Genomic DNA, 12,796 nt, shown 5'->3' with positions numbered 1-12,796 from the left:
AACTTTCACATTGCTTTCATTGGCAGCGCCGCGGCGCCCGGCACCGCGCTTGCTGGGCGCCATACGGAACTGGCGCGGCGCGCGAAGGTCGATCCAACGCTTACACTTGGCATCCGCATCACCCCAGGTGTCAACTCAAGTATCAACTTCAGGACAGGCGGCGCGCCATCATCGCCGCGCGCCGCCGGGAAGAATCCGAACATGCTCATCAATTGCGCCGCGTATCAGGGCGGCAAGAAACTGGCCGATATCGACATCGACGCCATCAGCGACTATCTGCAAAAGCCCGAATGCTTCGTCTGGGTTGCGCTCAAGGACCCGGACGCGGGCGAAATGGCCGCGATGAAGGAAGAGTTCGGTCTGCACGCGCTCGCCATCGAAGACGTGATGAACGGCAACCAGCGCCCCAAGATCGAGGAATATGGCGACACGCTGTTCGCGGTCTTCCACACGATCGAGATCGACGGCGACGGCGAGATCATCGCCGGCCAGGTCAACGTGTTCGCCGGGCCGAACTTCGTGCTCACCGTGCGCCATCGCGCCCAGCAGGGGTTTCAGGATGTGCGCGCGCGCTGCGAGCGCGAACCGGATCTGCTCAAGGAAGGCTCCGGCTTCGTGCTGTACGCGCTGATGGACAGCGTGGTCGACCGTTATGCGCCGGTGCTCGAAGCGCTTTCCACCGAGATCGAGGAGCTGGAGGACCGCATCTTCGAGAAGCACTCGCTCGCGCAGTCGCGCGCCATCATCGAGGATCTGTATTCCCTCAAGCGCCGTCTCGTGATCCTGCAGCACCACATCACGCCGCTCGTCGATGCGGTGGGCAAGCTGGTGGGCGGGCGCATACCTGCGGTGTGCGTCGGCATGCAGGCGTACTATCGCGACGTGTACGACCACCTGGTACGGATCTCGAACATGATCGATGCGCGCCGCGAAATGATCGTCACGGCGATTCAGGTGAATCTGGGCATGATCTCGCTGGCCGAGAACGAGGTGACCAAGCGGCTCGGTTCTTTTGCCGCGTTGTTCGCCGTGCCGACCATGATTGCGGGTATTTACGGGATGAACTTCGAGCACATTCCCGAGCTACATTTCAAGTACGGTTACGAGGTCTGCCTCGCCGTGATGGCGGTCATCGACATCGTGCTGTACATCCTGTTCCGCCGCGGCGGCTGGCTCTGATAGCCTCTGCGGTTTCATCGGATACACCCATGCTGCATCGCAACGCGGCGCGGCGCGGGTGGCAACAACGCGCGGCCTGTTGACCGATTGCCCGCGCGCGCGGCGGCCCTGGAGAACGGGCCGTCCAGAAACGTTTGCGCATAACCAGAAATACGGCCCGACCGGGCCAGACAACCGGAGACTCCAAAGATGAACTCCCGCATTCGCCGTCGCGTTCTTTGTACTGCCGCTGCACTCCTCGCCGTTTCGGCGCTGCCGCTTTCGGCGCACGCCCAGGCCGCCGGGCACAAGCCCAAGGTCGCGCTCGTCATGAAGTCGCTCGCCAACGAGTTCTTCCTCACCATGGAAACCGGGGCGAAGGACTATCAGAAGCACAACGCGGGTGAGTTCGATCTCATCACCAACGGCATCAAGAACGAGACCGACACGGCCGCGCAGATCCAGATCGTCGAGCAGATGATCGTCTCGAAGGTGGACGCCATCGTGCTTGCGCCCGCCGACTCGAAGGCGCTCGTGCCGGTCGTGAAGAAGGCCGTGGACGCGGGCATCATCGTCGTCAACATCGATAACCGGCTCGATCCGGACGTGCTCAAGTCGAAGAACCTGAATGTGCCGTTCGTCGGCCCGGACAACAGGAAGGGCGCGCGCCTCGTCGGCGATTACCTGGCGAAGAAGCTCAAGGCGGGCGATCAGGTCGGCATCGTCGAGGGCGTGTCGACCACCACCAACGCGCAGCAGCGCACGGCGGGCTTCAAGGACGCGATGGACGCGCTCGGCGCGAAGATCGTCTCCACGCAGTCGGGCGAATGGGAAATCGACAAGGGCAATGCCGTCGCTTCGGCCATGCTCAACGAATACCCGGACCTGAAAGCGCTGCTGTGCGGCAACGACAATATGGCGATCGGCGCCGTCTCGGCCGTGCGCGCGGCGGGCAAGCAGGGCAAGGTCTACGTGGTCGGTTACGACAACATCGACGCCATCAAGCCGATGCTCAAGGACGGCCGCGTGCTCGCCACCGCCGACCAGTACGCCGCGAAGCAGGCCGTGTTCGGCATCGACACGGCGCTCAAGGCGCTCAAGGACCACAAGAAGCAGGGCGATCTGTCGGGCGTGGTCGAAACGCCGGTCGTGCTCGTCACGAAGTAAGCCCAACCAACCAATCAGCCCACTGGCTGACGGGCGAAACGACCCGGCCGGGAAGGCACAAAATATGCATGCCGAATCGTCGATTTTGCGTCGGCATGCATGACGTGGCCGGCCCGGCGGCTTGCGCAAAGGATTGCGCGCCAGCTCGCCGGGTTCTTGTGTAATAAACCGCTCAAGAAAAGCGCTGCGCCGCCGTTATTCGTAGCGTGATGACTGCGTGAGCGAGGTCGAACCCAGATTGAACCGGGTTTGCACGATTGCGCCGCCGAAAGCGGGCCGTCCGAACGGCGTGGGCCAGTGCGTGCCGCGCGCCGCCCGCGCCTTTTTGTGCGGATCGTACACAGCGCCGAAGGCGGCCCTGGCAGCGCGACTACAGGATCCTGATGGAAGCAATTGCCCCCGATGCACAGTCACCTGCACCCGCCGAAGACGCGGTGCTGACGGTAACGGGCGTCGGCAAGACCTACGAGCAGCCGGTGCTCGCCGACGTCAGCCTCGCGCTGCGTGCGGGGGAAGTGCTTGCGCTCACGGGCGAGAACGGTGCGGGCAAGAGCACGCTGTCGAAGATCATCGGCGGTCTGACCACGCCCACGGCCGGCAGCATGACGCTGATGGGCCGGCCCTACGCGCCGGCGAGCCGCAAGGAAGCGGAGGCGCTCGGCGTGCGGATGGTGATGCAGGAGCTGAATCTCCTGCCCACGCTCTCGGTCGCCGAGAACCTGTATCTGAATCATCTGCCGCGCGCGAAGGCGCTCGGCTGGACGGGCTGGATCGATCGCACGCGCCTGCGCGAGGATGCGCGCGCGGCGATGGCCCAGGTCGGCCTCGAAGCGATCGCCCCGGACACGCCGGTGGGAGCGCTTGGCATCGGCCATCAGCAGTTGGTGGAGATCGCGCGCAATCTGATCGGCACCGAAGGCGCGCCGTTGCGCGTGCTGATCCTCGATGAGCCGACGGCGATGCTCACGGGCCGCGAAGTCGAGCTGCTGTTCGAGCAGATCGCCCGGCTCAAGGCGCGCGGTGTGGCGCTCGTCTACATCTCGCACCGGCTCGAAGAGCTGGAGCGCATCGCGCAGCGCGTGGCCGTGTTGCGCGACGGGCGGCTCGTGCGCGAGGACGCGATGGCGAACCTCACGCCCGATCGCATCGTCGCGTTGATGGTGGGACGGGAGCTGGGCGAGCGCATCGATCTGGGCGAGCGGCGCATCGGTGCGCCGCTGCTCAAGGTCGACGGGCTCGGACGGGCGAATGCCGTGCGCGACGTCTCGTTCGAAGTGCGCGCGGGTGAGATTTTCGGCGTTTCGGGTTTGATCGGCGCGGGACGCACGGAACTGATGCGCCTGATCTACGGCGCCGATGCGAAGGGCCGCGGCTCGGTCGCGCTCGCGCCGACGCCAGGCGCCGCGCCCGTGCCGGTCCAGATCGGGTCGCCGGTGGATGCGGTGCGCCTCGGCATCGCGCTGATCACCGAGGACCGCAAGGGCGAAGGGCTGCTGTTGTCGCAACCGATCGCCGCGAATGTGTCGCTCGGCAATATCGGCGCGGTGTCGCGTTACGGCGTCGTGGACGCCACGCGCGAAAACGCGCTGGCGTCCGCGCAGATCGACGCGATGCACATCCGCACGGCGGGTCCGGGGCAGGCGGTGGGCGAGCTGTCGGGCGGCAACCAGCAGAAGGTCGTGATCGGGCGCTGGCTCGCGCGGCGCGTGTCGAACGACGTGCGTGTGCTGTTGTTCGACGAGCCCACGCGCGGCATCGACGTGGGCGCGAAGTTCGACATCTACGCGCTGATGGGCGCGCTCGCACGCGAAGGCCGCGCGCTGGTGGTGGTGTCGAGCGATCTGCGCGAGCTGATGCTGATCTGCGACCGCATCGGCGTGATGTCGGCGGGCCGGATGACGGCGGTGTTCTCGCGCGGGGAATGGACCCAGGATGCGCTGCTTGGCGCGGCGTTCGCGGGCTATCGCGCCGAAGACGCGTTGCTCGCCGATGCCGCCGATCTGCCCGATCCTCAGGTGGGCGAAATCGGTGAATTCGGCGATCACGGCTCAGGAAAGAGTCCAGGAGAAAGCGCTTCATGACGAATCAACCGTTGCGCGAACAACAAACGCCGCCTGGCGACGAAGCCCGGCTCGCGAGCGGCAAGCCCGTGGGCACGCGTTTCGGCCTGTCGAACTATCTGGGCCTGGCGCTCGCGCTGGTGGCGATGATCGTGTTGTTCTCGCTGCTGAGTTCGCATTTCCTGACTTACGATACGTTCAGCACGATCGCGAACCAGATCCCCGATCTCGTCGTGATGTCGGTGGGCATGACTTTCGTGCTGATCATCGCGGGCATCGATCTGTCGGTGGGGTCGGTGCTGGCGCTCGGCGCGTCGGTGGTGAGCGTGGCCGCGCTCAAGTGGGGTCTCGGGCCGTTGCCCTCGGCGCTGCTCGGCCTGCTGGCCGCTGCGGCCACGGGTACGCTAACCGGCGCGGTGACGGTGGGCTGGCGCATTCCGTCGTTCATCGTTTCGCTCGGTGTGCTGGAGGCCGCGCGCGGCCTCGCGTACCAGATGACGAATTCGCGCACGGCCTATATCGGCGATGCGTTCGACTTCCTGTCGAACCCGATCGCGTTCGGCATCTCGCCCGCGTTCCTGATCGCCGTCGCGGTCATGGTGGTTGCGCAACTGGTGCTGACGCGCACGGTGTTCGGCCGCTATCTGATTGGTATCGGTACCAACGAGGAAGCCGTGCGACTCGCGGGCGTCGATCCGCGGCCTTACAAGATTCTGGTGTTTGCGTTGATGGGCGCCTTGTCGGGGCTTGCGGCGCTGTTCCAGGTGTCGCGCCTGGAAGCTGCCGATCCGAATGCCGGCGTCGGGCTTGAGCTGCAGGTGATCGCGGCCGTGGTGATCGGCGGCACGAGCCTGATGGGCGGCCGGGGATCGGTGGTCAGCACTTTCTTCGGCGTGTTGATCATTTCGGTGTTGGCGGCGGGACTCGCGCAGATCGGCGCGAACGAGCCGACCAAGCGCATCATCACCGGCGCGGTGATCGTGGTGGCCGTCGTGCTCGACACGTATCGCAGCAACCGGCGCAGCAAGCGCCGAAGCGGTGGCGGCAAATGATGAAAAAGAGGGAAAAAGAGCAGCAGAGGCGGTGAAGCGAGGGGTGAGGCAGGCTGCGGACCGGGCAGCGCGCACATCGACGCGATCATCGAAGCAATACAGCAACATCGGCAGCAATAAGAACGTAACGAGGGCGCGCCCACGTAGCAGACCAGCAAATCAGCGCGGGCGCCGGGAGCAATCGCCGTGTGTACGGCGGCAGCAGTAGAAAACGTGCAGGACGAAGCAGGAGCAACAGAAAATGGCGACGATCAAAGATGTGGCCGCCGTGGCGGGGGTGTCTTTCACGACGGTGTCGCATGTGGTGAACAATTCGCGGCCCGTGTCCGCGGAGGTGCGGGCCAAGGTCGAGCAGGCGATCCGCGACCTCAACTACGTGCCTTCGGCCGTGGCGCGCTCGCTGAAAGCGCGCTCGACGGCGACTATCGGGCTGGTGGTGCCCAACGGCACGAATCCGTATTTCGCCGAACTCGCGCGCGGCGTCGAGGACGGCTGCGCGCAGAAAGGCTACTGCGTGTTCTTCTGCAATTCGGACGACGATCCCGTCAAGCAGCGCAACTACCTGCGCGTGCTGCAGGAAAAGCGTATCGACGGGCTGATCGTGGCCTCGGCCGGCGATGACGCCGTGCTCGCCGCGACGCTGGGCGACACGCGCGAGCCGATCGTGGTGGTGGACCGCAACATCGAAGGGCTCGACGCCGATCTCGTGCAGATCGACCACGAGCGCGGCGCGTGGCTCGCGACGCGCCATCTGATCGAACTCGGCCACTCGAATATCGGCTGCATTACCGGGCCGGTCACGACAGCCGTAAGCGCCATGCGGATGCACGGCTTCCTGCGCGCGATGGCCGAGCGCGGCATCGAGATCGCGCCGGGCGCGATCGTCGAAGCCGACTTCTCGGGCGCGGGCGGCTATCGCGCCGCGGCGCAACTGTTCGACACCGTGCGCCCGAGCGCGATTTTCGCGGGCAACGACATGATGGGCATCGGCGCGCTGCGGGCCGCCGCCGAACGCGGTTTGCGCGTGCCGGCCGACTGTTCGATCATCGGCTTCGACGATATCGAGCTGGGGCATTTCACGTGGCCCGCGCTCTCGACGGTCGGTCAGCCTGCGCGGGCGCTCGGCGAAATGGCGGCGCTCACGCTGATCGAGCGCATTGGCGCGACGGAGCACGAGCGCATGGGCGCGAAGGTGCTGCGGCGCGTCATGGCGCCGCAACTGTTGCAGCGCGAATCGACCGCACCATGGAGCGGCAACGCCCCGGCGGAGTCCGTACAGGAGCAGGAACCGGAACCCGAGCCTGCCTCGCTCGCGGCCTGACCCCGCCGCGCTTCAGTGCGCGGCGCGCCAGCCGCGCAAATGGCCGCAGGCGCACAAACCTCCGTTTGTACGCTCGCGGGCCTGCTCAGTTCAACCTCTGCCTCGTTGTTAAGGATTAGAAAGCAAAAGGCATTGATTTGTAATTATTGCCTCGCGCATCAGGGCATTTTCTTCATACCATATAACAATTTCAAGTCTCTCAAACGTTTGCCGTAAACAAATCAAGAGCAGGTTAATTGCACTTATTCGTTTTTCAGGGCGGCAGCCACCGCCTTCGGCAAGTTCGGGAGAGTCATGAACAAGGGCATCAGCATCAAGGCGCGTATCGGCCTCACGATGGGTTTTCTGGCGGCGCTCATCGTCGTCATCAGCGTGATGGGGCTGCTCGGTCTCACGCGTTCCAACAACGCGTACAGCGATACCTATACCAACCAGATGCCCAGTGGCCATGCCGTCAACCTGGCCGAAATCTACGCCGCACGCGAGCGTCTCGCCCTTGACCGCGCGGCTTTCCAGATCGGCACGCCCGATGCGGCGGCCACGCTCGCCCGCGCCCACGACCTGCGCGGCATCTCCGACAGCTACTGGAAGAAGTACACCGATCTGCCGCGCGGCCAGGACGAGGACCGGCTCGCGCAGGACGTCGCGGCCCGTCGCGACGCGCTGCATCAGGCTGCCGACAACTTCGCCGCGATCGTCACGGCAGGCGACCAGAGCAAGGTGATCGACGGCGCGAAGGCGCTGCAGGCCGCCTACGACGAACTGTCGAAGGCCGATCTCGCGCTCGACAAGCTCCAGGCCTCGCTCGCGCAGCAAGGCTTCGACGACGCGCAAGCGGCATTTGGCGAGTTGCGCATCGCGGTGATCGCAGCGCTTCTGATCGGCATCGGCGCTTCGGTGTTCTCGTTCCTCGCGCTGCGCCGCGCCATCTCGGAGCCGCTCAACGAGGCGCTGGGCGCGTTCACGGCGATCGCCGCCGGCGATCTGCGCCGCCCCGTTGTGGTGCGTACGCGTGACGAAATGGGCGAACTGCTCGGCGGCGTCTCGCGCATGCAGCGCAGCCTGACCGACACGGTCCGCTCGGTGCGCGAAGGCACCGAATCGATCGCGACGGCCACGCGCCAGATCGCGGCCGGCAACATCGATCTGTCGTCGCGCACGGAAGAGCAGGCATCGGCGCTCCAGGAAACCGCGTCGAGCATGGAAGAGCTGACCGGCACCGTGAAGCAGAACGCCGAAAACGCGCGCCAGGCGAGCCAGCTTGCGGCCAACGCCTCGGAAATCGCCAACAGGGGCAGCAGCGTGGTCAGCCAGGTCGTCGGCACGATGGGCGACATCAACCAGAGTTCGGCGAAGATCGCCGACATCATCACGATCATCGAAGGCATCGCGTTCCAGACCAACATCCTCGCGCTCAACGCGGCCGTGGAAGCGGCCCGCGCGGGCGAAGAGGGCCGCGGCTTCGCGGTGGTGGCGGGTGAGGTGCGCAGCCTGGCGCAACGCTCGTCGGCGGCGGCGAAGGAAATCAAGGCGCTGATCGACAACTCGGTCGAGCGCGTGCATGCAGGCTCGGCGCTGGTCGACGAGGCGGGCCGCACGATGACGGAAATCATCGGCGCCGTGCAGCGCGTCACCGACATCATGGGCGAGATCGCCGCGGCGTCGCAGGAGCAGTCGAGCGGCATCGACCAGGTCGCGCGCGCCGTCACGCAGATGGACGAAGTCACGCAGCAGAACGCGGCGCTGGTGGAAGAGGCCGCTGCCGCCGCGCAGTCGCTGGAGGATCAGGCGGGCCGTCTGCGCGCTGTCGTCGCGGTATTCAATCTCGACGATCATGGCGCGTCGGCTATGGCGTTTGCGTCGGCTCCTGCGGCAGCACCCGCCAGGACGAGCGCGAAGCCTGTGGCGCGTGCGGCGGTGAAGCCCATCGCGGCACGCCAGGCGCCCGCCGTGGCCACCCCGGCGCCGCGCGCGCCGGCAACGGCTGCGGCGCGGTCTGCCGTCCCGGTTGCTGCCTCGGTTGCTGCCTCGGTCGCCACCACGGCCAGCACCGGCTCGAACGACGACTGGGAAACCTTCTAATCGTCATATCCAAAGGTTCCGGCGCACCGAAGCCGCCCCGCGCCTCCTGGCCTGCTGCAATCACGCCGCTGCCCTGCAGCGGCTTTTTTTCGCCCGTATGGACGCTCAGTGGATCCTGCGCGCGCCGTGGCCAACGGGTTACGGTACATTGTGAGTCGTGTCACGCGCGCAGCCAGGGACGCAAGGTACACTGCGCTGCCTCCAGCCGCCTTGGTACGGCGCGGGTGCAACACAAGCGCCGTGGTGGCATCCTGCGCGGCTGTGCGAACCGCATAAGCGCAGGGCAAGCGGTATTCAAAGGGGCGGCAAAGCGGTCACGAATGGGCGCCAGGGAGGGCGCGCCGCCTTGCCGAGGTGTAACCGGGCGGCGCAGCGGTGCGGCGCCGCAAACGCGATATGACGACAACATGCCGGCCAGACCGCGCTCAGGTGCCGTCGGCATGTGAACGTACAGAACGTACAAACAGGACCCAGACATGACACGTGACGATCTCGTGCAACGCCTCGTGACGGCGCGCCGCCGCCATCACCTGATCGAGACGCTGCCGCCCGAGAGCCTGCCGCCCGACGCGGCAACGGCCTATGCGATCCAGCAGGCCGTGATCGCCGGGCTCGGCACCGCCACGGGCGCCTGGAAGATCGGCGCGCGCACGCCCGGTGGCGCCGCCTCCGGCGCGCCGATCCCGGCCACGCTGGTGCACGCCTCGCCCGCGCGCATCGAGCGTCAGCACTTCTTTCGCGTGCTGGTGGAACTCGAAATCGCCTTCCGCTTCGCCGAGCCGGTCGCGCCGCGTCCCGGCGCTTATGCGCGCGACGAGGTGCTAGCCCTGGTGGGGCAGGTGCTGCCCGCCATCGAAATCGTCGATAGCCGCTATGCCGAATGGCCCAATGTCGCGCCGCTGGCCCAGCTCGCCGATGCCCAGAACAACGGCGCGCTCGTGACAGGCCACGCGCAGCCCTACGGAACGCTTGCGCGCGCGCTCGACTTCGTCGCGCCCGAACTCGAACTGACGTTCGACGGCGTGTCGCTCGTCCCCGAAGCTCCGGGTAATCCGGCGGGTGACCCGCGCGAACTGCTGGTCTGGTTCGTCAACCATTGCGCGGCCATGGGTATCACCATCGAGCCGGAATGGACGATTACCACGGGTTCCTACGTAGGGGCTCACCGCATCGAAGGCCCCGGTCTTCTACACGGTCACATCGACGGATTCGGCGAAGTCGAAATCGAGTTCGTGTGATCGGATGCGCGACGCAGTCATCGCACGCGTCGAGAACACGTCAACGGCCATCGTGCACCTCGCGCGATGGCCGTTTTTCGTTGACCTGATTGTTGAGCGGATTGTTGACCTGATTGTTCGGTGTGGCGTGCAGACAAGCTGTCACACGCGTCATTTTTCTCGCATTCAAGCAAGTGCCCGTTAAGAGAAAGCCACTACTGGCGATAGGGGCAGTGGTGCGCGTGAAAACGCCTGTGCAGATACACGAATAAATGCGCGGCAGGTCACCGACGCGCGCAAATACGACGCGTAAAACAGGAAAAAATGCGCAATGGACGAAGCGGCGCTACACACGAGACCGACACGAGAGCGCGCTCGACTTGTTACAAATATGGCAGTAGAAATCGTTGCGGCGTGTACACGGCTTGTGCGGCCATGCGTTGTTGGAAAGAAGCAGTGCGCAGCAGGAGGGGGTGCGCGCAGCGAAGTTCGACGCGCGGTTTCGCTGCGGTGGCGATGCTGGAACGTCGAAGTCCTTCGCGATCTGATGCGCTTGCGGCGTGAAACTTGCGAGGGCAGGGAAGATCATTGTAAGACGTAGCAGGCGCGGCACCAAGCGCTCAAATCGGCCCTTGAATCAGGCGCGATTTATGTGTGAAAAAAAATTCAAAAGGGTTTAGGATGAATTCGAGCGATGTCGTTTCCGATTAGCGCGCCGCGCACGACATCGGTCGCAGATCTCGGCGAGGAGGTAGCATGGATATCTACAGCAGCTTCGCGACCCGCTTCGAAAAAACGCGAGAAGAGGAACTCTCGCTCGAGGAGTATCTCGCGCTCTGCAAAGAAGATCCCAGCGCGTACGCCACGGCTGGCGAACGCATGCTGACGGCAATCGGGGAACCAGAACAGATCGATACCCGCAATGATCCGCGCACATCGCGCATTTTTGCGAACAAGGTGATCAAGGTGTATCCCGCTTTCCGCGAGTTCTATGGCATGGAGGACGTGATCGAGCAAGTGGTCGCGTACTTCCGCCATGCGGCGCAAGGACTCGAAGAAAAGAAGCAGATTCTCTACTTGCTGGGTCCGGTGGGCGGCGGCAAATCGTCCATCGCCGAACGTCTGAAACAGCTCATGGAACGCGTACCGTTCTACTCGATCAAGGGTTCGCCCGTGAACGAGTCGCCGTTGGGTCTGTTCGACTACGACGAAGACGGTCCGATCCTCGAAGAGCAATACGGCATTCCGCGCCGTTATCTCAAGAGCATCCTGAGCCCGTGGGCCGTCAAGCGTCTGCACGAGTACAACGGCGACATCCGCAAGTTCCGCGTGGTGCGCCGCTATCCCTCCATCCTGCGTCAGATCGGTATTGCCAAGACCGAACCTGGCGACGAGAACAATCAGGACATCTCGTCGCTCGTCGGCAAGGTCGATATCCGCAAGCTCGAACAATACGCGCAGGACGATGCGGATGCCTATAGCTATTCGGGCGGTCTGTGCCTCGCGAATCAGGGTCTGCTCGAATTCGTCGAAATGTTCAAGGCGCCGATCAAGGTGCTGCATCCACTGCTCACGGCCACCCAGGAAGGCAACTTCAAGGGCACCGAGGGCTTCGGCGCGATTCCGTTCAACGGCATCATCCTGGCGCACTCGAACGAGTCGGAATGGAAGGCCTTCCGCAACAACCGCAACAATGAAGCACTGCTCGACCGGATCTTCGTGGTGAAGGTGCCGTACTGCCTGCGTTACTCGGAAGAGATGAAGATCTACGAGAAGCTGCTGCGCAATTCGTCGCTGGCCGATGCGGTGTGCGCGCCGGGCACGCTCAAGATGATGGCGCAGATGTCGGTGCTCACGCGTCTGCAGGAACCCGAGAATTCCAGTCTCTTCTCGAAGATGCAGGTCTACGACGGCGAGAATCTCAAGGATACCGATCCAAAGGCCAAGTCGTACCAGGAGTATCGCGACTTCGCCGGTGTCGACGAAGGCATGAACGGCGTCTCCACGCGTTTCGCGTTCAAGATTCTCTCGCGCGTGTTCAACTTCGACTCGACCGAGGTGGCGGCGAATCCCGTGCACCTGATGTACGTGCTCGAACAGCAGATCGAGCGCGAGCAGTTTCCGCCGGAAACCGAGCAGAAGTATCTGTCCTTCGTGAAGGACGTGCTGGCGTCGCGTTACGCCGAGTTCATCGGCAAGGAGATTCAGACCGCGTACCTCGAATCGTATTCGGAATACGGTCAGAACATCTTCGACCGCTATGTCACGTACGCCGACTTCTGGATTCAGGATCAGGAGTTCCGCGATCACGACACGGGCGAGAGCTTCGACCGCGCGGCCTTGAACGCCGAGCTGGAGAAGATCGAAAAGCCCGCGGGCATCAGCAATCCGAAGGACTTCCGCAACGAGATCGTGAACTTCGTGCTGCGCGCGCGCGCGGCCAATGCCGGGAAGAATCCGGCATGGATCAGCTACGAGAAGCTGCGCGTGGTGATCGAGAAGAAAATGTTCTCGAATACGGAAGAACTTTTGCCGGTCATCTCGTTCAATGCAAAAGGATCGGCGGAAGAACAGCGCAAGCATGAAGACTTCGTCAACCGCATGGTGGCGAAGGGCTATACGCCGAAGCAGGTCCGGTTGCTCTGCGACTGGTATCTGCGGGTGCGCAAGTCGTCATGAGCGCAGAGGCTTTACCTTCTTTTTGCGCCGCCGCAATCATCATGCGGCAGCGCAAAAGGA

The 12,796-nt window shown here is 64.2% G+C and carries 8 protein-coding genes; all 8 read left to right on the top strand.

Features of this window, described 5'->3' with window-relative positions; genetic code table 11:
* The first annotated feature begins 201 nt into the window (after nucleotides 1–201).
* The 8 genes from corA to B0G62_RS08600 all read left to right on the top strand — a co-directional run bounded on the left by corA (nucleotide 202) and on the right by B0G62_RS08600 (nucleotide 12,736).
* The gene (gene corA, locus B0G62_RS08635; protein ID WP_103703779.1) at nucleotides 202–1,179 is read left to right on the top strand and encodes a magnesium/cobalt transporter CorA; all 978 of its coding nucleotides are present in this window, start codon (nucleotides 202–204) and stop codon (nucleotides 1,177–1,179) included.
* Nucleotides 1,180–1,368: 189 nt separating this feature from the next.
* Nucleotides 1,369–2,325: a sugar ABC transporter substrate-binding protein gene (locus tag B0G62_RS08630; RefSeq protein WP_103703778.1), complete on the top strand. Its 957-nt coding sequence runs from the start codon at nucleotides 1,369–1,371 to the stop codon at nucleotides 2,323–2,325.
* Between the two features lie 383 nt (nucleotides 2,326–2,708).
* Nucleotides 2,709–4,406 carry a sugar ABC transporter ATP-binding protein gene (locus tag B0G62_RS08625; RefSeq protein ID WP_103703777.1) on the top strand — a complete coding sequence of 566 codons (1,698 nt, stop codon included), beginning with the start codon at nucleotides 2,709–2,711 and terminating at the stop codon, nucleotides 4,404–4,406.
* Complete coding sequence (locus B0G62_RS08620; protein WP_103703776.1) at nucleotides 4,403–5,437, top strand: ABC transporter permease; 1,035 nt, start codon at nucleotides 4,403–4,405, stop codon at nucleotides 5,435–5,437. Before B0G62_RS08625 ends, B0G62_RS08620 begins: the two co-directional genes overlap by 4 nt.
* A gap of 241 nt (nucleotides 5,438–5,678) precedes the next feature.
* Nucleotides 5,679–6,758: a LacI family DNA-binding transcriptional regulator gene (locus B0G62_RS08615; protein ID WP_103703775.1), complete on the top strand. Its 1,080-nt coding sequence runs from the start codon at nucleotides 5,679–5,681 to the stop codon at nucleotides 6,756–6,758.
* 294 nt (nucleotides 6,759–7,052) lie between these two features.
* On the top strand, nucleotides 7,053–8,840 hold the full coding sequence (locus B0G62_RS08610) for a methyl-accepting chemotaxis protein (RefSeq protein ID WP_103703774.1): 1,788 nt from the start codon (nucleotides 7,053–7,055) through the stop codon (nucleotides 8,838–8,840).
* 476 nt (nucleotides 8,841–9,316) lie between these two features.
* A complete protein-coding gene (locus B0G62_RS08605; protein WP_103703773.1) occupies nucleotides 9,317–10,078 on the top strand; it encodes a 2-keto-4-pentenoate hydratase in 762 nt (253 codons plus the stop codon).
* 735 nt (nucleotides 10,079–10,813) lie between these two features.
* Nucleotides 10,814–12,736: a PrkA family serine protein kinase gene (locus tag B0G62_RS08600; protein WP_103703772.1), complete on the top strand. Its 1,923-nt coding sequence runs from the start codon at nucleotides 10,814–10,816 to the stop codon at nucleotides 12,734–12,736.
* Nucleotides 12,737–12,796: the final 60 nt, after the last annotated feature.

It is taken from the genome of Paraburkholderia eburnea (genome assembly GCF_002917095.1).
In the GTDB taxonomy this organism is placed as follows: domain Bacteria; phylum Pseudomonadota; class Gammaproteobacteria; order Burkholderiales; family Burkholderiaceae; genus Paraburkholderia; species Paraburkholderia eburnea.
The sequence above is the reverse complement of the archived record's forward strand: the minus strand, read 5'-3'. Positions and strand labels throughout refer to the sequence as shown.